General features: G+C 54.4%; 22 protein-coding genes, 1 tRNA gene and 2 pseudogenes. 12 read left to right on the forward strand and 13 right to left on the reverse strand.

Going from position 1 to position 23,894, the window contains the following annotated elements:
- Nucleotides 1-9: 9 nt before the first annotated feature.
- The 3 genes from IGQ15_RS05520 to IGQ15_RS05530 are packed head-to-tail and all read right to left on the reverse strand — an operon-like array spanning nt 10 to nt 1,798.
- Complete coding sequence (locus tag IGQ15_RS05520; protein ID WP_297049471.1) at nt 10-495, reverse strand: phycobilisome protein; 486 nt, start codon at nt 493-495, stop codon at nt 10-12.
- A 9-nt stretch (nt 496-504) separates the two neighbouring features.
- On the reverse strand, nt 505-1,080 hold the full coding sequence (locus tag IGQ15_RS05525; RefSeq protein WP_297049474.1) for a hypothetical protein: 576 nt from the start codon (nt 1,078-1,080) through the stop codon (nt 505-507).
- Nucleotides 1,061-1,798 (reverse strand): V4R domain-containing protein, encoded by a 738-nt coding sequence (locus IGQ15_RS05530; RefSeq protein WP_297049476.1) that lies wholly within the window; start codon nt 1,796-1,798, stop codon nt 1,061-1,063. Before IGQ15_RS05530 ends, IGQ15_RS05525 begins: the two co-directional genes overlap by 20 nt.
- Nucleotides 1,799-2,132: 334 nt before the next feature.
- Between IGQ15_RS05530 and IGQ15_RS05535 the strand changes: the two genes are divergently transcribed.
- Nucleotides 2,133-2,495: an MGMT family protein gene (locus IGQ15_RS05535; RefSeq protein ID WP_297049479.1), complete on the forward strand. Its 363-nt coding sequence runs from the start codon at nt 2,133-2,135 to the stop codon at nt 2,493-2,495.
- Between the two features lie 92 nt (nt 2,496-2,587).
- The gene (larC, locus tag IGQ15_RS05540; protein WP_297049482.1) at nt 2,588-3,787 is read left to right on the forward strand and encodes a nickel pincer cofactor biosynthesis protein LarC; all 1,200 of its coding nucleotides are present in this window, start codon (nt 2,588-2,590) and stop codon (nt 3,785-3,787) included.
- Here the strand turns inward: larC and IGQ15_RS05545 are convergent.
- A complete protein-coding gene (locus IGQ15_RS05545) occupies nt 3,779-3,997 on the reverse strand; it encodes an RNA-binding protein hfq (protein WP_297049485.1) in 219 nt (72 codons plus the stop codon). The two genes, larC and IGQ15_RS05545, sit on opposite strands and share 9 nt — an antisense overlap.
- Before the next feature lie 29 nt (nt 3,998-4,026).
- Here IGQ15_RS05545 and dapF point away from each other — a divergent pair, with 29 nt between their 5' ends.
- From dapF to IGQ15_RS05565, 4 genes are read left to right on the forward strand one after another with little or no spacing between them, the layout of a single operon-like run.
- The gene (dapF, locus tag IGQ15_RS05550) at nt 4,027-4,893 is read left to right on the forward strand and encodes a diaminopimelate epimerase (protein WP_297049488.1); all 867 of its coding nucleotides are present in this window, start codon (nt 4,027-4,029) and stop codon (nt 4,891-4,893) included.
- Nucleotides 4,890-5,792 (forward strand): vWA domain-containing protein, encoded by a 903-nt coding sequence (locus IGQ15_RS05555; protein WP_297049490.1) that lies wholly within the window; start codon nt 4,890-4,892, stop codon nt 5,790-5,792. The genes dapF and IGQ15_RS05555 overlap by 4 nt, the downstream gene beginning before the upstream one ends.
- Nucleotides 5,793-5,801: 9 nt before the next feature.
- On the forward strand, nt 5,802-6,521 hold the full coding sequence (locus tag IGQ15_RS05560; protein WP_297049493.1) for a peptidase: 720 nt from the start codon (nt 5,802-5,804) through the stop codon (nt 6,519-6,521).
- On the forward strand, nt 6,514-7,626 hold the full coding sequence (locus tag IGQ15_RS05565; RefSeq protein WP_297049496.1) for a DUF819 family protein: 1,113 nt from the start codon (nt 6,514-6,516) through the stop codon (nt 7,624-7,626). The genes IGQ15_RS05560 and IGQ15_RS05565 overlap by 8 nt, the downstream gene beginning before the upstream one ends.
- On the opposite strand, the gene IGQ15_RS05570 is transcribed toward IGQ15_RS05565, so the two are convergent.
- Together IGQ15_RS05570 and IGQ15_RS05575 are read right to left on the reverse strand one after the other, a co-directional pair.
- Nucleotides 7,618-8,937, reverse strand: a complete 1,320-nt coding sequence (locus IGQ15_RS05570; RefSeq protein ID WP_297049499.1) for a class I SAM-dependent methyltransferase — start codon at nt 8,935-8,937, stop codon at nt 7,618-7,620. The genes IGQ15_RS05565 and IGQ15_RS05570 overlap by 9 nt on opposite strands.
- 80 nt (nt 8,938-9,017) lie before the next feature.
- On the reverse strand, nt 9,018-10,289 hold the full coding sequence (locus IGQ15_RS05575; RefSeq protein WP_297049502.1) for an FAD-dependent hydroxylase: 1,272 nt from the start codon (nt 10,287-10,289) through the stop codon (nt 9,018-9,020).
- Between the two features lie 108 nt (nt 10,290-10,397).
- On the opposite strand from IGQ15_RS05575, the gene IGQ15_RS05580 reads away from it, so the two are divergent.
- On the forward strand, nt 10,398-11,000 hold the full coding sequence (locus IGQ15_RS05580; RefSeq protein ID WP_297049505.1) for a DUF3318 domain-containing protein: 603 nt from the start codon (nt 10,398-10,400) through the stop codon (nt 10,998-11,000).
- Here the strand turns inward: IGQ15_RS05580 and IGQ15_RS05585 are convergent.
- Both IGQ15_RS05585 and trxA read right to left on the reverse strand, forming a co-directional pair.
- Nucleotides 10,997-12,241, reverse strand: a complete 1,245-nt coding sequence (locus tag IGQ15_RS05585) for a DUF445 family protein (protein ID WP_297049507.1) — start codon at nt 12,239-12,241, stop codon at nt 10,997-10,999. The two genes, IGQ15_RS05580 and IGQ15_RS05585, sit on opposite strands and share 4 nt — an antisense overlap.
- A gap of 40 nt (nt 12,242-12,281) precedes the next feature.
- On the reverse strand, nt 12,282-12,596 hold the full coding sequence (trxA, locus tag IGQ15_RS05590; RefSeq protein ID WP_297049510.1) for a thioredoxin: 315 nt from the start codon (nt 12,594-12,596) through the stop codon (nt 12,282-12,284).
- A gap of 128 nt (nt 12,597-12,724) precedes the next feature.
- On the opposite strand from trxA, the gene IGQ15_RS05595 reads away from it, so the two are divergent.
- Nucleotides 12,725-14,371 carry an AarF/ABC1/UbiB kinase family protein gene (locus IGQ15_RS05595; protein WP_297049511.1) on the forward strand — a complete coding sequence of 549 codons (1,647 nt, stop codon included), beginning with the start codon at nt 12,725-12,727 and terminating at the stop codon, nt 14,369-14,371.
- 5 nt (nt 14,372-14,376) lie between these two features.
- Here IGQ15_RS05595 and IGQ15_RS05600 read toward each other — a convergent pair whose 3' ends face one another.
- Together IGQ15_RS05600 and typA are read right to left on the reverse strand one after the other, a co-directional pair.
- Complete coding sequence (locus IGQ15_RS05600; protein ID WP_297049513.1) at nt 14,377-14,658, reverse strand: DUF3593 domain-containing protein; 282 nt, start codon at nt 14,656-14,658, stop codon at nt 14,377-14,379.
- Nucleotides 14,658-16,448 carry a translational GTPase TypA gene (typA, locus tag IGQ15_RS05605; RefSeq protein WP_297049515.1) on the reverse strand — a complete coding sequence of 597 codons (1,791 nt, stop codon included), beginning with the start codon at nt 16,446-16,448 and terminating at the stop codon, nt 14,658-14,660. Before typA ends, IGQ15_RS05600 begins: the two co-directional genes overlap by 1 nt.
- A 139-nt stretch (nt 16,449-16,587) precedes the next feature.
- Here typA and IGQ15_RS05610 point away from each other — a divergent pair, with 139 nt between their 5' ends.
- The 3 genes and pseudogenes from IGQ15_RS05610 to IGQ15_RS12035 all read left to right on the forward strand — a co-directional run.
- A complete protein-coding gene (locus IGQ15_RS05610) occupies nt 16,588-19,056 on the forward strand; it encodes a cyclic nucleotide-binding domain-containing protein (protein ID WP_297049517.1) in 2,469 nt (822 codons plus the stop codon).
- An 85-nt stretch (nt 19,057-19,141) separates the two neighbouring features.
- Nucleotides 19,142-19,252 (forward strand): annotated as a pseudogene (locus tag IGQ15_RS05615) (IS607 family transposase); the annotation flags it as partial.
- Between the two features lie 53 nt (nt 19,253-19,305).
- Nucleotides 19,306-19,619: pseudogene (locus tag IGQ15_RS12035) on the forward strand (hypothetical protein); the annotation flags it as partial.
- A 319-nt stretch (nt 19,620-19,938) separates the two neighbouring features.
- Here the strand turns inward: IGQ15_RS12035 and IGQ15_RS05620 are convergent.
- Nucleotides 19,939-20,020: transfer RNA gene (locus tag IGQ15_RS05620), tRNA-Tyr, on the reverse strand.
- Between the two features lie 71 nt (nt 20,021-20,091).
- Nucleotides 20,092-20,604, reverse strand: a complete 513-nt coding sequence (locus tag IGQ15_RS05625) for a hypothetical protein (protein WP_297049520.1) — start codon at nt 20,602-20,604, stop codon at nt 20,092-20,094.
- 41 nt (nt 20,605-20,645) lie between these two features.
- Between IGQ15_RS05625 and IGQ15_RS05630 the strand changes: the two genes are divergently transcribed.
- Complete coding sequence (locus IGQ15_RS05630) at nt 20,646-22,610, forward strand: adenylate/guanylate cyclase domain-containing protein (protein WP_297049523.1); 1,965 nt, start codon at nt 20,646-20,648, stop codon at nt 22,608-22,610.
- Here IGQ15_RS05630 and IGQ15_RS05635 read toward each other — a convergent pair.
- Nucleotides 22,607-23,725, reverse strand: a complete 1,119-nt coding sequence (locus tag IGQ15_RS05635; protein WP_297049526.1) for a geranylgeranyl reductase family protein — start codon at nt 23,723-23,725, stop codon at nt 22,607-22,609. The two genes, IGQ15_RS05630 and IGQ15_RS05635, sit on opposite strands and share 4 nt — an antisense overlap.
- Between the last annotated feature and the right edge of the window lie 169 nt (nt 23,726-23,894).

Below are 23,894 nucleotides of genomic sequence, written 5' to 3' on the forward strand. Positions count from 1 at the left end.
AACCCTAACCTAGGCGTGGACAGAAACCACCGCTGGCAAGCCCACAAGGGTCGCTTGGGCGTGATCCAACAGCGGCAAAATCAAGTCCTGCTCGGCGGCGGTGAGCATTTCCTGGAGGCGGGCACTGAGAAGCTCGTGGCAACTGCTCCATAGAGTTTGGGTTTGGTGGGCGTTGACCACTTCCGTGAGCCACTCGAGGAGCCGATGCTGCAAAAACTCCGGATTATTCAGGAGCATTGCCATGGCGGCATAGCGTAGTAGGGCGATCGCCTGACGCAACACTTGCTCAAGGGTTTGGGGATTTTCGGTGGGGTATTTCTTTTGCAGGGCGTCGGCCACGGGCTGAAAGATTTCAATTTCATGATCCCGCAGAAATTCGTAGGTGCTCAACCGCTGCTGCAGCGACTCGATGTGGTGGCGGAAGACTTTGATGTCCACATTGCTGAGGTAGTTTTCTTCGGCTTTGTAGTAGAGATTCATTAACTCGGTGTGCATAGAGGTCTCCTAAAACAGGTTGGATAAATCTAAGAGGGTGACTTCGGGTTCGACGGGGACAGGGGGTGGCGCTTCCACTTTGCTCACTTGGGCAATCACAGGTTGGCCTGCCCAAGGCAAATTGGCACAGAAGTCTTTGACCGATAGGCGCCAGAGGCACAGACTCGGCTCGAGGGAAATGGCCTGATCCGGACGGCCTTCCCAATTGAGTTGGCGGAAGAAGGTTTCTACCGACCAAGCAGCCCAAGGGGTGGCAGGGGCAGCAACGGGAGGAGCCACCATTTCCTCCTCTGGGGGGGGTGCGATCGCAGGCAAGATGACCCCAATCCCTTCCCAGTTCATGTGACCAAAGAAGTCCTTGACACGGTAGCTGGGCCATTCTGTGGGACTCGTGGCGGCGATCGCCCCTTTGACCTCAAGCCCAAGCCAATTGACCCGCTGCCAAAATTCGCCAACTTTCAGGGATTGCCAATTGAGTATCACAGCTTTCGCCACCGGCTGCTGCCGCACCAAGCCCAGCCAGTTCAGTTCCTCAAAGAATTCAGCAACGGTTTGCTGTTGCCAATTACCGTTTAGGTTTTTCATAGACCAGTTCTCCACTGCGGAGCCGTTTTTCAATATCTTTGGCGGAGGCTCCTTCGTTTTGCCAGAAGGCAGCGGCATCAATGCGATCCTGCTTGCCGAGCAGGAACTTGCAGTAGGTTTCTCCCATAGCGTAGCACTGGATTTCAATACAACTGAGTTCTTTTTGAATCAGGCCGCTAAAGAAACCAGCAAAGAGGCCAGCATAGAGATGGCACACGGGTCGGCCAACGTCCCCTAAGGTACGCGCCACAACCGAATCAAAGATATTAATGAACATGAAGCCATGTTTTTGCTCACTGAGATCCACTTCCCAGTTGCCCCAGCCTTGGGTTGTGCAGGGCCACCACCAAGCTTCGAGGACATAGGGGAGCCGCATTTGCTTGATCCCCTGCTCGTAGCCATATTCCGTGGGAAACCACTCTTGGAAAAAGCGGGCATCGCGGCGTCCCCATTCTTCACCAATTTTGTACATGACGACGCTGGAGGCAGGGCCAACTTCCTCTTCAAGGCCCTCAATGAGGCCAATGATGAAGTCTTCGGTAACTAGGAGGTTACGGGCATTGTTCCAATCGGTGTAGGTACCGCGATCGCTATCGAATTGAAAGAAGTCCCAAAAAGCGTAGTGATGGTGGCGTTTCGGGTATTTTTTGCGCAGGAGATGGTTCACACCGTAGCGATCGCCAGCGGCGGCTTGGGGTCGGGAACTGGTTATGGTCATAGGGCGACTCCATCAAATAGCGTCAAGAATATCGACAAAGACAATTGGGAACTCAAGTCAAAAAAGCATAGAAGCAATCATTCAGCAAAAAACAATTAGATGAGAAACACGTCATGGTTCAACACCAAGCAAAAAATTCCACCCTCCCCCCCCTGAGGATTGCTGCTGCTTAAATCATGACGGATCTATCTTTTCGGGGGCAGGTGTTCTTAATTGAATTTAGTAATCCTGTTACTACCCTTCATGTTTTTTAATCTAGGTGGTTCGTTTTGATGCTTTCCTCCGCAGGAATACGGATTGAGAGGGGTTGAATGTGCCTTAAAATACAAAATTTATGAAGACAAACACGCAGGCACTGACGTTTCAACAAAAAATTTATTGGCTAGTGAAGCAAATCCCCGTAGGATATGTCGCTACCTATGGCCAAATTGCCGCCCTGTGTGGTTGGCCACGTCATGCGCGCTACGTGGGCTATGCCCTTTATCAAGTGGCACCGAATTCTGACATTCCATGGCACCGCGTGGTCAATGCCCACGGCAAAATCTCCTACGCCCCCCAACGCCAGGGGACGGATGAGTTACAGCGCTGGCGCCTAGAGGCAGAGGGGATTATTTTTGAGGCGGGCGATCGCATTAACTTGAAGCGCTACCAGTGGCAACCCTCAGCAACCCTTTGTCAGCAGTTGATTTCTGCTTGATGCTCCCTATCCTAAACAGGAACTCACTGTAGCCGGTATTTTGATCCCCCCTGTTACCATAGTCCTTAGTGCCACTGCGCCTGTAATCTGCCATGACGGTTGCCTATTTTGACTGCCCTGCTGGGGTGGCGGGGGATATGTGTCTGGGTGCCCTCCTTGATCTGGGGGTTCCCCTCGAGTATCTCCAAAGCCAATTGGCAAAGCTAGGGATTGCCGATGAGTTTGAGTTGACCACAGAAACGGTGCAGCGCAAGGGACAGCGGGGCTTAAAAGCACAGGTACATCTGCGCGATCGCCACTGCCATCACCATCGCCATTGGCCGCAGATTGCCGACCAAATCTCTGCCGCTCATCTCCCCGATCGCGCTCGCGACTGGAGCCTCAAGGTTTTTGAAGCCCTGGCCATTGCTGAGGGCGCCGTGCATGGCATTGAGCCAGAAAAAGTGCATTTCCATGAAGTGGGGGCGGTGGATGCCCTCGTGGATATTGTCGGCACCTGTTTGGGGTTGGATTATCTCGATGTTAGTCACATTTACTGCTCGGCGCTACCCACGGGGGGCGGAACGGTCAAAGCGGCCCATGGTCAACTGCCAGTCCCTGTTCCCGCCGTCTTGCAACTGTGCCAAATGTACCAAGTGCCCCTCTACGGCAACGGCATTGAAAAAGAACTGGTCACGCCTACGGGAGCTGCCTTGGTTTGTGCCCTGAGTGAGGGCTTTGGTGCGCCGCCAGCGATGACATTAAAACGGGTAGGCTTAGGCGCTGGGAGTCAAGAGCTGCCCCTACCAAATCTCCTGCGCCTCTGGTTGGGAACGCTGCCGAACTCAGCAGAAACAACCACAGCAAAAACCATTGTTGAACTGCAAACCCAACTGGATGACATGACACCCCAAGCCCTCAGCTACACCCTCGAACAACTTTATACTGCTGGTGCGATTGAAGTCTTTTGTCAACCCCTTACGATGAAAAAGTCCCGCTTGGGGGTTTTGCTCACGGTGTTGTGTCCCCCCAGTGCTGAGGCCGCCTGTGTCCAGACCCTCTTTCGAGAAACAACGACGCTAGGGCTGCGGCGGCAGGTACAGGAGCGCTATATCCTTGAACGCCAAATTAAAACCCTCGCAACAGCCTTTGGTGAAGTTCGGGTGAAAGTGGCCGAACACCAAGGACAGCGGCTCAATGTCCAGCCGGAATTCGAAGACTGTGCCGCCCTTGCCCGTCAGCACCACTGCCCCTGGCAGGTGGTCTATCAGGAAGCCCTAGCAGCAGCGCAGCAGCAGTGGCCCCTAGGCTAGCTTGGGTTTTATAAAGACAATGGCCTGCTTCCAAATAATTGTGGGTTGATCGTAGTGATCGACAACGCAGAGGCAATTCATATCCTGCCAGCGCACCTTACCAACCACGAGATCACTGGTGCTGAGCTTGACTTCAACCTCGGTGCTATTTTTAATAAAGGTCTGCAACTGGCGAATGCTGGGCAGTGCCGTATTAAATTCGTCGGTCATGGATTTCCCTCTCGTACCTTTTCAATTCTATGAGCCTATCTTTTCAGAAGTACCAAGGGTTAGGTAACGATTTCCTACTCATTGACAATCGCCATCAGGAAGAGCTGCTCTTAACCTCAGAACAAGCCCGACACTGGTGCGATCGCCACTTTGGCGTGGGCGCCGATGGTGTCATTTTTTTGCTGAGAGGCACGGGGGATACCGACTACCGCATGCGAATGTACAATGCCGATGGCTCAGTGGCCGAAATGTGCGGTAATGGCATTCGCTGTTTAGCCAAGTTTATTTTTGCCCTTGAGGGTCGCTCTGCCGGCGAAATCGTGCGCTACCGCATCGACACCCTTGCCGGTCTGATTGTGCCAGAGGTACGAGCGGATGGTCAGGTAACGGTGGATATGGGCAAACCCCAACTCTTGGCGCAGCAGATTCCCACCACCTTGGCAGCCGCAGATCAAAAGGTGATTGATGTGCCCTTAATGGTGGGCGATCGCCCGTGGTTGGTAACGTGCGTGAGTATGGGGAATCCCCACTGTGTCACGTTTGTCGAAGAGATTGCTGCGGTTGATCTAGCAACCCTTGGCCCACAGTTTGAACATCACCCCGCCTTTCCCCAGCGCACCAATACTGAGTTTGTCCAAGTCCTAGGGAGCGATCGCCTACGGATGCACGTCTGGGAACGGGGAGCTGGTATGACCCTTGCCTGTGGCACGGGAGCCTGTGCCACCCTCGTCGCTGCCGTTTTGACCGATCGCCTGAGTCCTGTGGGCGATCAAGCCCAAGCCACGGTTGAACTGCCGGGGGGAAATCTCCATATTCGCTGGGATTTGCCGAGCCAACATTTGTATATGACCGGGCCTGCCCTTGCAGTCTTTAGCGGTACCTTGCCTGAGCTATGACCCGTCAACGACAACTGTGGTATTACCCTCTTTTTCAGATTCCCCTTATTCTCTTCGTAGGCTGTGTCCTGCTAGCGCTGCTCTTCTGGTTGTTGAATTGGGGACGCCCCAGTGTCGCTGTTGTCCTCTCCCTTGATCTCAGCGGCAGTACGTTTGGCAATAATCCGTTGCAATTTAATCAACCACAAACGGTGATGGCGCAGCAGGTGATCGCTGCCAAGCTTTACTTACAACGTAACCACCGGCATCTCACCAACCCCAACGAAGTCATGATCCACGGCTTTGGCCGCAATGTGGTGTTTCTGACGCCCCGGTTTGAGACCAATAGTGATCTCCTCCTCACCCAACTGGATCAAGCCCTCAATCGCAGTGATTTGCTCGCCCAAGTGGATCCCAGTGCAACCAATCTTTCGGGGGCGATCGCCATGGCCAGCCAACAACTGCAACAGATCCCCAATCGCTGTCGCGAACTGCTCCTCATTACCGATGGGGAAGCCCCAGTGGATGCCGGTGTGGTTGCCAATGCCCGCCAACAACGAGTAAAAATCAACGCCATTGTCGTCGGTGATCATGCTCCGCAACTAGCCGCCGCTACCCAAGTCACGGGTGGGCAATATCGCTCTGCCCCCGTCGCCATTCTCGAAGAACTGGTGGGTCAAACCTTTTTTGAGGGCTTCAATAGCAACGCCCGCTGGCCAATCTTTTGGGGCGGAATGGCCGTCCTTTGTTTCATGTGGCTTTTGGTCTTGCCCTTGGATCGCTGGGTGTTGCAGGGGTGGTTGCATCTGCCCATGAATCTGGCGGGTCAAATTGCGTTGCTCAATGCCTTTTTCTGGACAGTGGCAATTCCCATCATTCTCTGGCGATTTCCGGGCTGGCCCTTTGTACAGACCTGTTGAGGAGCAAGGATGAAGCGTCGCTGGTGGTTCTTGGTGTGCATGGTTGCCTTAGGACTGATGCTAGGCGGTACCCAAGGGAATTGGGAGTCCTTGGCGGGTACCGCAAACCTGACGCGCCAGAATATCCAATTGCCAGCGGCAGTGCACTATCCGTTGCCCCCCTCCCTAGCCGAAATTCCCATAAAAGGCGAGGACTATTTTGATGCCGTTCAGCCGCTGGAAGTGGGCTATCTGCTGTGGACTCAGTTCCCAGTCACCGTTGCCATTGAACCACCGCCATGGGATCCGAACCAGGTGTGGCAAGCAGCGGCAAAACAGGCAGTAGTAGAGTGGTCCGCCTATTTGCCCCTAGAAATTGTGGATGCCAGTTTACCGGCCAATATTCGCCTCCTCTCGCAGCGACCCACGGATCAAAATAACCGCCGCGCCCGCTTTGCTGAAACCAGCTACGAACTCTTTGTGGATAGCCAAGGGGTGCTGCGCCATCGCTGCCGTGTGATGGTGCGTCCGACGCAAGCCGCCAAGTTTGTCCTCGCGGCGCTGCGCCATGAACTGGGTCATGCCCTCGGCATTTGGGGACACAGCCCCCTACCCACTGATGCCCTCTATTTTGCCCAAGTGGCAGATCCACCACCAATTTCGCAGCGGGATGTGAATACCCTACGGCGGGTCTATGAGCAACCCACACGGTTGGGACAGCGGCTACCGGAGTTGACCCCCCATGGATGACTTGACCCTTTGGGGCATCCTATTGACACTGACGGCTCTGGGGCTATGGCTGGAGCATCGCTTTCGCTGGGCGACACGCTTGGGGTCTTCGCTGATCATTTTGATGTTGGCGGCCCTCTGTGCAAATTTGGGTCTGATTCCCCAGCAATCGCCAGTCTATGACACGATCTACGGCACGATCACCTCGTTGGCGATTGTCTGGCTACTGCTGCTGGTGAATTTACAGGATGTGCGACGCTTGGGGCGATCGGCTTTGTTGGCCTTTGGCCTTGCTAGTTTTGGAACCTTGGTGGGCGCCCTCCTTGCCAGTATGCTCTTCCACAGTCGCTTTCTCGGGGATACGCCACGCTTGGCGGGGAGTTTGGCAGCCAGTTACATTGGCGGCAGCATTAACTTTGTGGGGGTTGGGCGTGCCCTCAACCTTTCAGATTTGCTCTTTAGTGCGGCCACGACAGCGGATAACCTGCTCACGGCCATTTGGCTGGCCACTACCCTGAGTCTGCCTTCACTGCTAGCACGTGTCTATCCCCGACGGGATGAGGGGGAAGCGGTTACAGTCATACCTCTGCTCACTACCTCAGCGATCGCCCCCCTAGATTTAGCCATTCTCCTCAGCTTGGCTGTGGCTATCTTGGTCCTGTCAACAGCACTGCATCAGTTCTGGCCGCTGATTCCCACCATTGTCTGGCTCACTACCCTCAGCTTGGCACTGGCGCAATTTAAGTGGATGCGCTATCTGCGGGGCACGGGCGCTTTGGGGATGTTTGGCGTGAATCTTTTTTTTACGGTGATTGGTGCTGGTACCCATGTGCCCTCCCTGATTCCAGTGGGACTGGAAATGATTTTCTTTACTACGGTGATTGTTTTTACCCACGGTCTTGTCACCTTTGGCCTTGGGGCACTCCTGAAGTTGGATCTGGAACTGATTGCCCTTGCCTCCCAAGCCGCAGTGGGGGGACCAACCACAGCCGTTGCCCAAGCCACGGGTCGGCATCAGCCCCAGTTAATGGGGGTAGGGATTACCTTGGGACTGCTTGGTTACGCGATCGCCAACTATTTGGGACTGGCCCTTGCTCAAGCTCTTGGCTGGATGGGCCTAGGGTAGGCTGACCAAAACAAATAAACTCACCTCCAAGCGGGTCAAGAGGGCTTGCAGTTGTTGCCGTGCCACCCTTGGTTCAATGGGGTTCAGGGTGACGGGGTCAAGGGGTGCCAAGCGTTGATAGCGATCGCACAACTCTGGAAAGGCCAAGGGCTGATCAAAGAGGGGCAGCAGTGTCGCTAGTCCAAGGGGGTCAATATAGGTCGGGCCGGGACTAGAGAAGGACATAAAGGTACCCAGATCGACAATCATGCGGTCATTGAGGTACCCCAGCCATTTTTCCTTAATGGTTTCCGTACGCAGTTGCGGATGCAGATCAATCCGACTTTGATCCCATTGCTCCTCAGACCATTCCCCTAAGTCGGGTACGGTGGCACGGGGTTGCGGACTACACCAAAAATCCAAGAGGCGATGTACCGGATGCAGCAGCTCATACATCTCCAACTGTACCGACTGCGGCACATCAGGCAGGCTCAGCGCCAAAAAAGTCGGCAAGTTTTCTGGGTCTTTGAAGAGATCCACGAGATTCCAGTGGCGCCAGTTGACCATGGAAATGAATTCCAGACCCGCTGCCTCTAGGTATTGAAAGAGTTGGGGAATGGTGCTGCCCTTATCGCCCACCAGTAAATGATTCGCCAAGAGGGTCTCATTGCTGTCCTCCTGTTCGTAGCGGGGGTTCCACGCGCGGGCTTTGAGATCCACGCCCTCCTTGAGTTCTTTCATGATCTCGCGGACGATGTCCATTTCCATTTCTTCGGGATTGTCGTCCATCAAGCCCATCAGCTTGAAGAGACTTTGGGCCCGAAAGAAGGGGAAGCGTTGCAGCGCACTGTGGAGATTACTGCGGAGAATGCCATCGGGCTTAAGGACACTTTTGAGCGCATTGAGGCCTTCAATCGGATCAGGCAGCAGATACAACACCTCATCGCAATTGATGTAGTCAAACTGCTCTCCCCAACTGGGTAAATCTAAAATCGAGCGCGCCTCAAAGTAAACGTTGTCAAAGTGATGGAACTTGAGTCGCTCTGCCGCCAACTTCACAGATTCAGGGGATAGGTCAATACCGACAATTTCCGCGCCGGGGTTGGCGATCGCCAGCACTAAGGACTTATAGCCAGTACCACAGCCGGCATCGAGAATCCGCTTGCCCTTGGTCTCTGGCACCCTATGATCCCGCACATAAAAGGCGGTCACCAAATCGTGGACAAAGAGAACATTCGGCTCATCCTTGGGAGTTTTCTCAATGGCAACGCGGGGATAGGGGCCATAGTCAAATTGGCGGCGAATTTTCTCGAGATCATCCGTAGCAGCCATCCCTCTCTCCCAAGCGGTTCGTTTCTCTGTCAAATTGATACTACAGAATGAGGGCGCTAGAGATAATTGCGTAGAAAGTTTTAATGCCCTCTGGGGAATTTACGATCGCTCGGTAGGGGTAGCAGGAGACCGGCCATAAACCGCAGCACCAGACGCTTGAGAGGCAAAACGGTTCGCAACAGCCACAAGCCCCAGCGGCGCACCCCCACCAAAGGCCACCATGCATTGGAAAAAAGCCGATTGAGTAGGTCGGTAAATCCAAGGGTTAGGGCATTTTGCCACCAGCGTTGACGGTGAAATTGCACCAAGGCAGGGCGATCGCCCAGTCTCTCACAAGGCGTAGCGAGAATTTGTTGTGCCAGTGCCCATACATCCCGCAAGCCTAGATTTAGCCCCTGCCCTCCCACCGGATGACAACGATGGGCAGCATCGCCAATGACAACAAAGCGATCGCCCACATAGGAACTGACCTGCATCAGGCGGGTGGGGAAAATAAAGCGATCGCTGACACCAGTAATCTCCGCCATCTGCGGGTCAAGATAGGGCTGAAGTTTCGCTAGAAAGGCGCGATCGTCGAGGGCAGCAACGGCTTCCGCCTCTGGGTGGGGCAGTGTCCAAACAACTCGGTAGCGATTCCCCGGTAGGGGCAGCACCCCCATGGGGCCTGTTGGCCAAAAGCGTTCATAGGCGATCACGGGTTGGGGATGGGCAACATCGAGGGTGGCAACCACACAGGACTGACCATATTGCCATCCCTTAGGTTCAATGCCCATCTGCTGCCGCAGGGGAGACTTGCCACCATCTGCTGCCACCACTAAACGTGCTGCCAAGTGAGCCACCTTGGGTGCGGCAGAGTCACCAGAAATGAGCGTCAACTGAGCGCGATCGCCTTGCACTTCATTGGTCACCACCCGCCACGGGCAATAGAATGTAACATTATCAACGGCCTGTAAAACGCTCTGCAGGGTCTCAGCGATCGCGGCGTGCTCAGCCACATAACCAATGGCTTCTGTGCCTAAATCGGCTGGGGAAAAGCGAACCGTCAAGGAGAACCGTCCATCGGAGAGTTGCACCACCTCAAAGGGCTGCACATGGGGCATTAGCTTATCCCACACCCCTATCCCCTCAAAGAAATAACGAGACACTTGGTGCAGGGCATAGGCTTGGCCTTTGGTGTTTTCCCGCGCGTAGGGGGTTGCCTCAATGAGGGCGATCGCTAGGCCACTGTTGCGTAGAGCACAGGCCAAACTCAGACCCACAATCCCCGCACCCACAATCGCCACATCCACGGCGGGCAATTCTTGGGGAGAAGCGACCAGCGATTGTTCTAAGGGGGCAAAGGCCGATGTCATCACCATTTTGATTTGGGCACAAAAAACACATGCCCCTTTATTTTAAGGAATCCAGAAGATTGCCGGAAAGGTAGGGTAATGGCAGACTAGGGTCAGAGCATTGATGGTATGACTACCCCTATGACCCCAGAGGCTGAGATTCGTCGTCTACTTGATCTGATGCCGGCGTCGGCACGGATGCGCTGTAAGTTGGTTTCTCGACCACAACAAAGCCAAGTCCTGCGCTATCAGCCCGCTCTCCCTTGGGGCGATCGCCCGATTGAAATTAACTTTCGCCTGTGGCAGCATCTCGATACCCCAGAGCGCGATCTCTTATTGCTGCGGGCAGTAGCTTGGTTTGACACCACGGGTTTGATCAAACTTGACCTCTACCAAGGACTCACGGTGGCAGGCTTGCTGGGTACAGTTTTACAAGTTGTCCAAGCAGATCCTGTCGGCATTTTGGTAGCCGGGGGGCTAACCACCTTTGCTGGGCTTCAAGTGTGGCAAAATACGCGGGGAATTCCCGTGGAAGTGGCGGCCGATCGCCAAGCTTTGCAATTGGCTCAACGGCGCGGCTACAGTGCACAAGAGGCAGCCAAAGCCCTCCTTTCAGGCATTTCTCAGGTGGCAGAGTTGGAGCGCCGTCGTGTCCTTGATGTCACTGAACTGATTCGCTGCCAAAACCTGCGCCAGTTGGCGGGTGAATCTGAGGTGAAAGTCCCAGTTTAGGGCGCCTGCAGACTTTGCCAGTACAAAAAGCCCGCCTGCACGACACCAATCAAAAAGCCAAGAATACCCCCCAAGCGGACAATGGCTTGCAACTCACTGCGAACAATGCCCTGAATGGCTAGTTCCAGATTTTCTGGCGAGGTGGCCTTGACCCGCTCCACAATTACCCGATCCAAATCCAAAATCGGAATTGCCCGCTCAATAATCAGTTCCATATCCCGTTCCAGATAGCGATCGAGCACTAGAGCCAATTCATCACTAACTACTGCCAGCGAAGCACCCAGACTTGCCGAATCCCGCAGTCGCCGCAAAATACTCAGGGAAATCGTTTCCCACTCCACCGTTTGGCTCACCGTTTCAATGACACCAAAGCCCTGTTCTTGGATGTAGCTGCGCACCGTCTGCCGAAACAGTTGCCGTAGCTCCCGCACCGTACCGAGGGGTAAACTTTGTAGGGTGATATTTTGCAGCGCTTCCACCAAGCGTTGCCGCAGTGCCAATGCCGTGATTAATTCTCCAAGGCGGCGGTTACAGGCTTCGCGTTCATTGAGACAATACTCCCGCAGGCGAATTAACGTATTGCGCACCCCCACCAGATTAGCCACCACCCAGTAGGTGCCACTGGTATTTTGGCGTAGTTCTTGATCGAGAACATTAATCGTGCGATCGGTGAGAAAGTCAATAATCGCCAGTCGCAGGCGATCGGGGGGCAACATGACCGACAGCAGCCAATCTGCCAGCTTCTCCGCCTGTTCATCACTCAGTTGCAGCTCCACTAGCACCTGATCAAACAGTTGATTCAGTTGGGGTTCCAGAAAATCTTCCCGCCGCGACCACACTTTCATCAAACGGGGTAGGGCAGTGCCGAAAAAATCCCGTAGAATATTGGCCAAAACTTGGGCCGATCGCTGTTCACTTTGAGCCTGAATTTGGCTTAGACTTGTCTGGAGGAGCCAATGGATGACCGCCTTCACTCGCTCCACTTGCAACAGCCGCCGCGCTAAGTTTTGCAGTTCCTCTGGTGTCAGCAAAGAGCCCAGAATGGCATCGGCAATGCGACGAGCCAGCCGCTCCTGATTGCGGGGAATCAGACCAGGGGTAAAGGGGAGTTGCTTGCCCCCTACATAAATAGGTTTGTAGGGGCGAAAGAGCATGGTAATGGCTAAATCATTCGTAAAGTAGCCGATGACGCCCCCCGCCAACGGTGGTACGAGCAACGTCCAATAGCTGATATTGGCCAATCCTGACTGATTCCTCAAACCCCTTATCTTTTGAAGAATTTTACAGGCGGCGAATGGCGTCAATCAGAACTTCTGGCGGCTGGACCCCTTCCCAGCGCTGAACCTCACGGCCGCGGTGGAAGAGAATCAAGGTTGGCAGAGCGTGAACGTGGTATTGGCTCGACAGTTGGGGATAGCGCTCAGAGTCAATTTTGACGACCTCAACGCCTGATTTCATGACTTGCTTGACCTGCTCTAAAATCGGCGCCATCATGCGGCAGGGACCACACCAGTCGGCATAAAAGTCAACCAAGAGGGGTTTATCTGTGGTGGCTAGGAGATCGCTGAAGCTACTAAATTGACGTGTCGTCGCCATAGCAAATTCCGATCAGGACTCTAGTTCTCATCATAGACACCGCAGAAGAGAATCAGGGGCAGCAAGTCTGAATGCCCGTGAAAAAGGGGGTATTGTTGAGGTTGGGCACTTTTCGTGATTGCTGCTGAATGCTGGTTACTGCCTCTACCTATCGTCCCAGTCGCTGGCTGCTGTTGTGCCGTGTGAGCCAAATTGTGGGGGTGTTGGGGCGCTTTGGGGGTCAACTGCTGTGGGACTATACTTGGCGGCGGCGGAGCGATCGCGCCCAATCGCAACGGGCCCGTTGGCTCGTACAGCAATTATTGGTCTTGGGACCAACGTTTATTAAAATTGGTCAATTTCTCTCGACTCGGTTTGATCTGTTGCCCCCCGCCTACATTGAGGCGCTGAGGAAACTACAGGATCAGGTGCCTCCTTTTGACTCACGGCGGGCGATCACCCTGATTGAGCAGCACTTGGGACAATCCCTTGGGGATCTCTACGCCACATTTGATCCAAAACCCCTTGCAGCCGCCAGTCTGGGCCAAGTCCATCGGGCAACGCTCCACAGTGGTGAAGAGGTAGTGGTGAAGGTGCAACGCCCACACCTAGAGGCGCAACTGTATCTGGACTATCTGGCCATTGGTGAACTCATTCGCTGGGGCGATCGCTGGCTCCCCTTTCTACGTCCCTATGCCCTCCAAGAGATCTATGAGGAGTTTTTTAGTATTCTGCTGCGGGAAATTGATTACGTTCAGGAGGGGCAAAATGCCGATCGCTTTCGGGCCAATTTTGTCCAAGACCCCCATATCCGTGTTCCTAAGGTCTATTGGACGCATACTTGCCGCTATGTCCTGACGATGGAGTATCTCCCCGGCATTCGCATTGACAATCGCGCTGCCATCGAAGCCTTTGGCTTGAATCCACAAATGATTAACCAGCGCGGGATTTGTTGCTACCTCAAGCAGTTATTGATTGATGGCTTCTTCCACGCTGACCCCCATCCGGGGAACTTGGCGGTGACCAAAGAGGGGGATCTCATCTTTTATGACTACGGCATGATGACGGAAGTGCCAGCCCTCAACCAGGAGCAGATGGTGCAAACATTTTTTGCGGTGCTGCAAAAGGATAGCGATCGCGTGATTGCTGCCTTAATTGAACTGGGGCTATTGATACCTGTTACCGATAGGGTGCCCTTACAACGGATTATGCAATTGATTCTGGATCGATTTACCGAACGGCCTGTGGATTTAACCGCCTTTCGGGAATTGCAACAGGAGGTGTATGCCCTTTTTGAGCAGCAACCCTTTCGCCTACCCGCAAAGATGACCTATATTCTCAAGTCCCTCACAACCCTTGATGGGATTGCCCGCAGTTTAGACCCTGGGTACAACCTGAGTGCGGCGGCCCAACCCTTTGTCAAGGAATTGATGCGTCACTCGCGGGGGGGCTGGCGAGAACTGATTCACCAAACCCAAACCCTAATCAGCCAGCGATTACAGCAGCCCAGTCGGCTTGAAGTGCGGCTACAACAGTTAGAGGATCGCTTGGCTCGCGGCGAACTGCAACTGTCGGTGCGCAATCCCATGATGGAGCGGCAACTGCGGCGGATTGAGAGTTTGTTGATTTGTTTAGTCTATTTGGGACTGGCTGGTTTTACCCTCTTGGCGGGGGGAATGCTGTGGTCAGCCAAAGCGTTGGGGGGGGCGATCGCTCTTTTTACAGTAGCAGCACTCGCGGGTTTGGCGCTCCTGCGCAGTTGGCTTCGCTTTCTTTGGCTATGCCGCTGGCAATAGGCAAATTAGGCGGACTCCTTGAGGGTGCGGCGAAAGCCTAAGGCAATGAGAATATTGGCCAGCGTTAAGAAAAATTCCGCTCCCCCGTGCAACCCATCCACGTTGGCCAGTGTTGTACCATAAACCTTTTGGGCATAGAGTCCCGCTGGAATCGTGACAGCGACAAACACCAGCGTCCCATAGAAGCCAATCAGGGCTAAACGGGGTGTATTGGGGTTGCGGGTCATAAAGTACAAGAACCCCAAATAGGGCAACAGCGAGAGGGCAAAAAAGGCATTCGTAAGCATTAGCGGCGTGCCAGCTTCTTGCTCATTTTCCGCAGTCGAATGGATTGGGGGGTCACCTCCACTAGTTCATCGGGGCCAATGTATTCCAGTGCCCGCTCTAGGCTCATTTCCACGGGTGCTTGCAGTTGCACCAGTTCATCCCCCGTTGAGGAGCGGAAGTTGGTGAGTTGTTTGGCTTTGCAGACATTGATTTCAAGGTCTTGGGGACGGTTGTGCTCACCGACAATCATGCCCTTATAGACTTTGGTGCCGGGGGTAATGAAAAAGACACCACGATCTTCGGCGTTTTTCAGGGCATAGAAGGTGGCCGTGCCCTCCTCAAAGGCAATTAAGACGCCATTGCGACGGGTGCTGATCTCGCCTGCCAAGGGACGATAGTCCAAAAAGCTGTGGTTCATAATCCCTTCGCCGCGTGTTAGGCGCATAAATTCGCCCCGGAAACCAATGAGACCCCGCGCTGGAATCACAAACTCCAGTTGCGTCCGACCATTGCCCCCCACCCGCATATCCTGCATTTCGCCGCGTCGCTGGCCTAGACGCTCAATACAGCCGCCAACGGCTTCATCGGGAACGTCCAGCACTAAGCATTCGTAGGGTTCGCAGGGCTGACCATTCACTTCACGGTAGATCACCTGCGGCTGGGACACTTGAAATTCATAGCCTTCGCGGCGCATCGTTTCAATGAGAATGCCAAGGTGCAATTCACCCCGACCAGAAACGGCAAAGCGATCAGGGGAGTCGGTTTCTTCGACCCGCAGCGCCACGTTGGTTTCCAGTTCCCGAAACAGGCGATCGCGCAATTGCCGCGAGGTTACAAAGGTTCCCTCCTGACCCGCAAAGGGGGAGTCATTGACCGCAAAGGTCATTTGCAGGGTCGGTTCATCCACCTTGATCAGGGGTAGGGCTTGGGGGTTGTTGGGGTCGGTGATGGTTTCGCCAATGTTGGCATCACTAAAGCCCGCGATCGCCACAATATTGCCGGCACTGGCGGTGTCCAATTCAATCCGCTTCAGTCCCTCAAAGCCCAAGAGTTTGGTAATCTTTGCCTTGACCATTTGGCCGTTATCCTTGACCAAGGCCGCCTGCTGCCCGACCTGCACCGTACCATTGTGAATTTTGCCAATGACAATTCGGCCCAGGTACTCCGAGTAATCTAAAGTGGTCACCTGAAGTTGCAGCGGCGCATCGGGATTGCCCACTGGCGGTGGAATATGGCGGACAATAGCTTCAAAGAGGGGCTGCATATCCTTGCCCTCTTCGTCTAGATCCGTTTTTGCGTAGCCCGCTAAGCCCGAAGCAAAAAGATAAGGAAACTCACACTGATCGTCATCCGCCCCCAGTTCAATAAATAAGTCCAACACCTTATCAATTGCCTTGTAGGGTTCCGCCTGAGGCCGGTCAATTTTATTCACAACCACAATGGGACGCAGACCTTTTTCAAGGGCTTTTTTGAGGACAAACCGGGTTTGGGGCATCGGCCCTTCGTTGGCATCGACGATCAGCAGACAGCCCTCCACCATGCCAAGGACGCGTTCCACTTCACCACCAAAATCGGCGTGGCCGGGGGTATCCACAATGTTAATCGTCAAGTCTTTGTAGCGAACCGCTGTATTCTTGGCCAAAATCGTAATGCCGCGCTCCCGCTCCAGATCATTGGAGTCCATGACGCACTCGGGAATATCTTCCCCTTCACGAAAGGTACCCGACTGACGCAGTAGGGCATCCACCAGAGTAGTTTTGCCGTGGTCAACGTGGGCGATAATGGCAACATTACGAATCGGCAGACTCATAGCGACTTCCTGCGAGTTTTGTAATAGAGCGTTGAGGAGCGTAAGAAACCTTTACAATCCTAGCGTAGTTTGGTAAAGGAACTGAGCCATAGGTAGTGAGGGGTTTCTTCATCACTAATTTTGTTGGGGGGTGCCCTCGATGACCGATCGCCTGAGTTGGCTGCAAACCCATACTCCCCTGAGATCGCTTTCTTTGGAAGCATTAGAGGCGATCGCTGCCGCCCTGCGCACAGAATCCATTGCGGCCAATCGTCGTATTGTCCTTGAAGAGACACCCGTAACCCATCTGATGATCCTGAGATCGGGAGAACTGGAAGCCTACCGCACCACCCGCGATCGCCCCGCCACTATAACGACCCTGCTACCGGGAACGGTTTTACACTGGCCAGAACTGGTGCTGGAGCAACGGGCGCCGCAAACAGTGATTACGCTCACGGACTGTGAATTGTGGACATTGCCCCGCGAGGTGTTTGCCACATTGGCTGATCAATTTCCCGAACTCCGCCAACAGGTGTCGCAGCAGTTGCAAAGTACCCTCAGTGATCTTGCCCACGAGCAGGAGCGGCAGGCAGTCTTGCGTCCCTATCTTGTGCCGCGCGTGAAACAGGGGATTGTGGGGAGTAGTCGTTATGCCGTGCGTTTACGCCAAGGGATTAAGGAGGCCGCAAGCCATCGTCAGCCGGTATTGATTTTTGGTGAACCGGGTCTGGAAAAGGACAATATTGCTGCGCTGATTCATTATGGCTCGCGCGATCGCCGTCAACCCCTGATTCGTTTTAATTGTGGCACCTTATCCGCCAATGGGGCAGAACTCTTTGGCAAAGCCACGAAACCCGGTCTCCTCGACTGGGTCGCAGAGGGCACCTTGATCCTCAACAATGTCCATGAATGGCCTGCCCACCTCTATCCGCAACTGCGCCGCCTTGTGGCCGAACAGACCTATGAACCCGTCGCTGAGTCCCCCGTACCCCCCCGCCACTTTCCGGGGCGATTGATCCTGATTGCCGAAAAGAAAGGCTGCGATTGCCAAGACCTAGTGCAGCACAAAATTAAAGTGCCGCCGCTGCGGGTGACAAAAGCGGACATTGAAGCCTTGGTAAATTACTATATTGCCCTCTACTGTCGGCAACGGGGCATTCCCCAGCCTCGGATTACCCCCGAAGCCCTACGACGGCTGCAAAGTTATGATTTTCCCGGCAATTTGCGGGAGTTGGCGAGTCTGGTGGAGCGTGCCCTTGTGCAAGCAGAGGGAGCGGAGTTGCTCACTGAAGAAGTCTTTTGGCCGGAGCGATCGCGCCAACGGCGATTTCGTTGGAACCTACTCAATGCCTATCCCCAATTGCGTGCTTTTCTACGCAGTCCGTGGTGGCCCGATCGCCTCAACCATGGCCTGACCCTTTGGCTTTTTCCCCTGATTGTCGCCATTGGTCTCTGGGGGCCCCAGGATCGCCCACGCAACTTTACCCTGAACCTCTTCTGGGCGTGGTGGTGGCCGGTCTCATTGCTGATCTTTCCCTTTTTGGGGCGCATTTGGTGTGCTGTCTGCCCCTTTATGATCTACGGCGAAGTCCTGCAAAGGCTGTCCCTGAAGATTTGGCCGCGCAAGCTGCGCCCTTGGCCGCGTCAACTCGCCGAACGCTGGGGGGGCTGGGTGCTCTTTGGCCTCTTTGCCGTGATTCTCCTGTGGGAAGAATTGTGGGATTTACCCAATACTGCCTATCTATCCAGTTGGCTGCTGATCTTGATTACAGCGGGAGCGGTGATTTTTTCTCAGCTCTATGAACGTCGCTTTTGGTGTCGCTATCTCTGCCCCATTGGTGGCATGAATGGCCTCTTTGGCAAACTCTCCATTCTTGAATTGCGGGCACAGCAGGGGGTGTGCGCTGCCAGTTGCCAGACCTATCAATGCTACAAAGGCGGTCCTACCCTTGGGGAAGGTCAAGAAACAGGGGGCTGTCCCGTCTATTCCCATCCCGCTCAACTAACGGATAACCGCAATTGCGTTTTGTGTATGACCTGTCTCAAGGCTTGCCCCCATCGCTCAGTAGAAGTGAATCTGCGTCCCCCGGCCATTGATCTGTGGACCAGTCATGAGGCTACGGCGGCTGAAGTTTGCCTGCTGTTTTTGCTCTTAGGGGCGGTGGTATTGCACCGTTTACCCCTGCTTCTAGCATGGCTGGGACTGACGGAGACCCATTTTGGCGTGCAGGCAATAATTGCGGTGGGGGCGCTAGCTCTGCCGGGACTCTTGGCATGGGGTTGGCATCAGATACAACGACAGGGCTCGGTTCCCTTTGTGCGCTTGGCCTATGGGTATCTACCTTTGGTGCTGGGTGCCAATTTGGCCTATTATTTGCCCCTTGGTCTAGGGGAAGCGGGTCAGTTGTTGCCCGTAACCTTTGCAACCTTTGGCCTCGATGGCACGAGTTTGCCCAGTTGGCAAGCCCATCCAGCGGTGATCGGGTTCCTGCAAACGACAACACTTGTCGTGAGTACCCTTGCCAGTTTGATCCTCAGTCAAAAGATTGCGCGATCGCCCCTGCGACAGATGTGGCACCCTTGGCTAGGCATTATTGCTCTCGCTGAGGGAATTGCCTATTTACTTTGATAGGCCGGTCTGGATTCGAGCCAGCGTAGGCGTAGCCAACGGATTTAGAGGATGACCTGATATCGATATAGCTGTACAATGCCCTGACCTCAATCGCCAAGTTGCCAAACTGGTTGAACTCTATCCTAGAGCCGAAGTGGCGGCAGAGATTGGCGGTGGTCTCAACTTCAAGCGTCAACAGTTCCTTTCCTTATTGGAACGAGTGGGGCGAGGCGATGTCACCACAATTCCGACTTGGATAGCTGGGTCTCTCGGATGACCAAGGTGAACGCCAAGCGGCGGCGACGGATGCGGATGGCCGCCTTCAGAGTGCGAGAACGGATTCAGAACTTGATTGATGAGTGCCACAAGGTTGACAACCAACTACCGTTTGCTTTTTCTGCGGACATGGTGGTCAAGGCGGGTCGGAAGTTCGGTCATGCTACCACAGGATGCTAGGTGATTGGCAAGGCGCCTTGGGAACTTTTCTTAGGGCTTTGCAGGATACCGCCTTCCTGCTCAGTAATGCGTGGGATGCTATCGCTTCAGTGTTGAGTAGTAGTGCTCAGCCGTGTTCAGCGTAAATGGATCAGATAGCACGTTAAAAACCCAGAAGCCAGAATTTCTCCGGGGGGATACTCGCGGTCGTCCCGTCGATTGGGCGATCGCAAAACTTCATCAAAGGCGTGGCGTGTCAAAGAACAGCAGCTTAGTGATTAAGCTAGCAGCCAGCACCAACAGCGCCACCAAGAATCCCCGGGCATCGGTTCCATCCTGCCGTTTAACCATCTGCTGCAATTTTTGCCCCTGTATTGAGCAAGTAACAGCAACAAATCGTTTACTTACAAAAAAAGTGAACTTAAAACCCTTGATATTCCTCGGGCTCAGGCTTTTTTATCTCTATGGGCCGGGCTGGATTCGAACCAGCGTAGGCGTAGCCAACGGATTTACAGTCCGCCCCCATTAACCACTCGGGCACCGACCCTTTCATCGCGATTTTTTAATATACCACATAAGGGGGGAGACTTGAGCTTCCCGTTTTGAGAAAACAATTCCCTACTCGTCGAGGGTGTAGCTTTGCAGGTTTTCTAGGGGTTGCACTTTGAGGAGACGTTCGGCGCGACGAATCTCACTGTCGCTACCTTGAATCAGGATCAGGTATTTGCCCCGCTGCAATCGCTTTTCAAAGGGGATGCCGGACTTACCCGTAATCACCACCTGGAGACCACCACCTACGGTGAGACTACCGAGAGCGCCAGCGATCGCCCCAAAGATGCCCCCCAAAAGACTATTGTTGAGGCGATCCAGCATTGGCAGAATGTCAATTTGAGTCGCTTGGTTAAAGGTAAAACCGGCAAAGAAGCCAAAGGGCACAAGCCAGATCAACATTCGTTGCATTTGCTGGCGGGCGACTTGAAACGGATCAATGAGTCCCAACTCTGCCCACTGTTTGTAACCTCGACCCAGCAGGGCTACTTTTTCCATCGGGAAGCCGTCCTTTTCAAGCTGGGTATAAACGGCCTCGGCCTGGAGGCGATCGCCCAATGTCGCTACCAAGTAATTTTTCATAGCGATAGGATGAAGGAAATCTTTTGCTTGTCTGCAAAGCTATGCTGCCCCTATTGTCCCACTTTCGCCGCACCTTTGCTGATCTGGGCCCGATTGTCGTGGTCAGTGCCATAGCCAGCACGGTTGTGATTGGGATTCGTCAAATGGGTTGGCTCCAACCGCTGGAATTGGGTGCCTACGATCGCCTGATGCAATTGCGCCCCATGCCCGGCCCTGATCCGCGACTATTAGTGGTGGCAGTCACTGAAGCCGATATTCAACGTTACCGCTCCCTATCGCTGCCGGATCAGCTTTACGCCCAAGCCTTCCAAAAACTCCTCAAACATGAACCCCGTGCCATTGGCTTGGATATTTACCGCGATTTTCCGGTACCGCCGGGGCATGAAGCGCTAAACCGCCTTTGGCTGAATTCTGATCGCCTCTTTGCTGTCACGAAACTGGGGGATGCCACTCACCCGACCATTCGTCCGCCGGCTGCCCTGAGTGCCGATCAGGTGGGATTTAATGATGTCACGGTTGATGCCGGGGGCATTGTCCGTCGCAGTTTACTCTTTTTGCCGGACGATCAGGGGAATACGCTTTACTCCTTCTCATTGCGGCTAGCGCTGCGGTATCTGGCGGATGAGGGGATCGAGCCTCGCGGCAGTGATGCGGATCCCAATGTGATGCAGTTGGGACAGAGCATTTTCACACCCCTACAACCCAATGATGGCGGCTATGTGGGGGCAGATACGGCGGGCTATCAGGTTATGCTCAACTATCGCGGTGATCAGCGAGCAGTGACGTGGGTGCCCCTTGAGGATGTGCTGACGGAACGAGTAGCACCGGAATTGATTCGCGATCGCGTGGTTTTGATTGGCAACATTGCCGAAAGTGGCAAAGATTTTTTCTATACCCCCTTTAGTTCCGGCCTGCGGGACAATCAGCGTATGGCAGGGGTGTTTATCCACGCCCAAATGGTGGGGCAATTCATTGATGCGGGCTTGGGCGATCGCGCCGTCATTTGGTTTTGGCCTAACAGTGTCGAGAATGTTTGGATTGTTCTTTGGGCATTGATTGGTGCGCTCCTTGCTTGGGGAGTGCGCCATCCTCTAGCCTTAGCGGCAGCAGTAGCAACAGCCCTATTGCTTCTTTTGCTCACCTGTTACGGCCTATTCCTCAAGTTAGGCTGGGTTCCCCTTGTGCCGCCGGCATTGACGCTCCTTCTTGGCAGTGGCGGGGTGGTCAGCTATACGGCACAGCAAGCCCAGCAGCAACGGCAGATGGTGATGCGCCTCTTGGGTCAAAGTATCTCCCCAGAAATTGCCGCCGCCATGTGGGAACGGCGCGATGAACTCCTCAAGGATGGCAAGTTACCCGGCCAACGCCTGATTGCCACACTGCTCTTTACCGACTTGAGGGGGTTTAGCACCATTTCTGAAGGTATGGAACCGGAGGAACTTTTTAACTGGCTCAATGCCTATCTCGAGAAAGTAGCGGATGTGGTGCAAAGCTACCACGGCGTGATTAATAAGTTTACCGGTGATGGCATTATGGCGGTGTTTGGCGTGCCCATTAAACGGACAAGCCGCGAAGGAATTGCCGTTGATGCCCGCAATGCTGTGGATTGTGCCTTGGCCTTGGGACAACTCCTAGACGAACTGAACCGCGAATGGGCGGCTCAAGGGCTACCGCAGGTGATGATGCGGGCGGGGATTTATACGGGTCCGATTGTTGTCGGCAGTCTTGGTAGCAAAAATCGCCTCGAGTACGGTGTTATTGGCGACAGTGTAAATACCGCCTCGCGCCTTGAGAGTGTGGACAAGCACCGCCAGCCTAGCCCGTGTCGGATTTTAGTGGCACAGGAAACGCTGGAGTATCTGGGCGATCGCTACGAGGTCGAGGCATGGGGACCGTTGGAACTCAAGGGCAAAGAGCGCAAAATTCAGGTCTTTCGCATTCTTGGCGTCCGCAAAGGGCTGGCGATCGCCCCCAACCAGCCCACGGCGATTGAGCTGGAGATCTAGCGACCGGGAATCAGGGAACTGCTGAGACGTTGGATAGCGCGGCCAGCAATATCGCGATAGCGCAATTCACCACAGAGGACTTGACCGAGCCGCTGGGTGGCGGAGGGACGTTTCATGGCAAGGCGATAGCCGACCCGCGGCATACGATGGAAAAGCCCAGCCAGGCGTTGTGCCCACACTAAGTCCGTCCCCCATTCCTCCTGCAAGGTTTTGCTGTAGGTGGCCAAGGCATCCGCTTCTCCCCCAAGGGCGGCATCAATGGCTTCGGCAGCACGCATGCCACTGTAAAGGGCGGGACGAACTCCCTCAGCAGAAAAGGGATCCACCAGACCAGCGGCTTCACCCGCAAGGAGGGCATGGTGGGTATGCAGGGGCTGCCGACCTTCCCAGACACAGAGGGGATGATATTGAATCGGGCAATCCGCAAGCTGAAGCTGATGGGCGGCACAATACTGTTGCAAAATCGGTTCCCAGGTGAGGCGATCGTTCCCCCGCACAACAGCAACCCCCACCGTTCGCTGATCTCCCTTGGGAAAACTCCAGAGGTAGCCATTGCTCACGAGGCCAAATTCAAAATGCGCCGCGCGATCGCCCGTGGGGTTGGGGACAGTCATCACCGCTGCAGTGCGCACGACTTTGGGCTTAAACCCTAGCCACTGAGCCATTTGACTATTAGCACCATCGGCAGCAATCAGATACCGCCCGCCATAGGTCGTGGTTGCCGTGTGGATTTGCCAGTGATCTGCCTGGAACCTAATCCCGGTAACCTCGGTCTGATCCGTTACAACCGCACCTTTTTGTTGTGCCTGCTGCAACAGGTACTGATCAAACACCGTGCGATCAACAATCCAGATGGGTTCGGGAATGCTTAACTCAGCTTCAATGGCATCACTGAGCTGCCAACTGTAGCGCACAGTGCGGGTGGTATCGGCAATGGCAGGCTGAAAATCAAAATCAAACCATTGACCAACCACCGGTGAAACGCCCCCTGTGCAGGGTTTTTGGCGAGGGAGGGCGGCTTTTTCGAGGACTAAAACCGAACGCTGGCGCCGCGCCAGATGATAAGCGGCTGCCCCCCCCGCAGGCCCACCACCGACAATAATGCAGTCGTACATTTGTGCTGTGCTGACTCCCTTTGCTTCAATGAATGCAAAACTACCGCTAGCGTATCAGCTCTAGCCAATTTTTATTCGACCGCTGTGGACGTTGGCGGATCCGGCTTCAGGAAGGTGGCCGCCAAGACAATTCCCAAGACTGCCAGGGCAGCCAGCAAATAAAACAGGG

It is taken from the genome of Thermosynechococcus sp. M98_K2018_005, from assembly GCF_015295825.1.
Taxonomy (GTDB): domain Bacteria; phylum Cyanobacteriota; class Cyanobacteriia; order Thermosynechococcales; family Thermosynechococcaceae; genus Thermosynechococcus.

Excerpts from the sequence above, each read along its gene's own strand:
- IGQ15_RS05520 (WP_297049471.1), bottom strand. The coding sequence starts at position 495 with ATGCACACCGAGTTAATGAATCTCTACTACAAAGCCGAAGAAAACTAC.
- IGQ15_RS05525 (WP_297049474.1), bottom strand. The coding sequence starts at position 1,080 with ATGAAAAACCTAAACGGTAATTGGCAACAGCAAACCGTTGCTGAATTC.
- IGQ15_RS05530 (WP_297049476.1), bottom strand. The coding sequence starts at position 1,798 with ATGACCATAACCAGTTCCCGACCCCAAGCCGCCGCTGGCGATCGCTAC.
- IGQ15_RS05535 (WP_297049479.1), top strand. The coding sequence starts at position 2,133 with ATGAAGACAAACACGCAGGCACTGACGTTTCAACAAAAAATTTATTGG.
- larC (WP_297049482.1), top strand. The coding sequence starts at position 2,588 with ATGACGGTTGCCTATTTTGACTGCCCTGCTGGGGTGGCGGGGGATATG.
- IGQ15_RS05545 (WP_297049485.1), bottom strand. The coding sequence starts at position 3,997 with ATGACCGACGAATTTAATACGGCACTGCCCAGCATTCGCCAGTTGCAG.
- dapF (WP_297049488.1), top strand. The coding sequence starts at position 4,027 with ATGAGCCTATCTTTTCAGAAGTACCAAGGGTTAGGTAACGATTTCCTA.
- IGQ15_RS05555 (WP_297049490.1), top strand. The coding sequence starts at position 4,890 with ATGACCCGTCAACGACAACTGTGGTATTACCCTCTTTTTCAGATTCCC.
- IGQ15_RS05560 (WP_297049493.1), top strand. The coding sequence starts at position 5,802 with ATGAAGCGTCGCTGGTGGTTCTTGGTGTGCATGGTTGCCTTAGGACTG.
- IGQ15_RS05565 (WP_297049496.1), top strand. The coding sequence starts at position 6,514 with ATGGATGACTTGACCCTTTGGGGCATCCTATTGACACTGACGGCTCTG.
- IGQ15_RS05570 (WP_297049499.1), bottom strand. The coding sequence starts at position 8,937 with ATGGCTGCTACGGATGATCTCGAGAAAATTCGCCGCCAATTTGACTAT.
- IGQ15_RS05575 (WP_297049502.1), bottom strand. The coding sequence starts at position 10,289 with ATGACATCGGCCTTTGCCCCCTTAGAACAATCGCTGGTCGCTTCTCCC.
- IGQ15_RS05580 (WP_297049505.1), top strand. The coding sequence starts at position 10,398 with ATGACTACCCCTATGACCCCAGAGGCTGAGATTCGTCGTCTACTTGAT.
- trxA (WP_297049510.1), bottom strand. The coding sequence starts at position 12,596 with ATGGCGACGACACGTCAATTTAGTAGCTTCAGCGATCTCCTAGCCACC.
- IGQ15_RS05595 (WP_297049511.1), top strand. The coding sequence starts at position 12,725 with ATGCTGGTTACTGCCTCTACCTATCGTCCCAGTCGCTGGCTGCTGTTG.
- IGQ15_RS05600 (WP_297049513.1), bottom strand. The coding sequence starts at position 14,658 with ATGCTTACGAATGCCTTTTTTGCCCTCTCGCTGTTGCCCTATTTGGGG.
- typA (WP_297049515.1), bottom strand. The coding sequence starts at position 16,448 with ATGAGTCTGCCGATTCGTAATGTTGCCATTATCGCCCACGTTGACCAC.
- IGQ15_RS05610 (WP_297049517.1), top strand. The coding sequence starts at position 16,588 with ATGACCGATCGCCTGAGTTGGCTGCAAACCCATACTCCCCTGAGATCG.
- IGQ15_RS05625 (WP_297049520.1), bottom strand. The coding sequence starts at position 20,604 with ATGAAAAATTACTTGGTAGCGACATTGGGCGATCGCCTCCAGGCCGAG.
- IGQ15_RS05630 (WP_297049523.1), top strand. The coding sequence starts at position 20,646 with ATGCTGCCCCTATTGTCCCACTTTCGCCGCACCTTTGCTGATCTGGGC.
- IGQ15_RS05635 (WP_297049526.1), bottom strand. The coding sequence starts at position 23,725 with ATGTACGACTGCATTATTGTCGGTGGTGGGCCTGCGGGGGGGGCAGCC.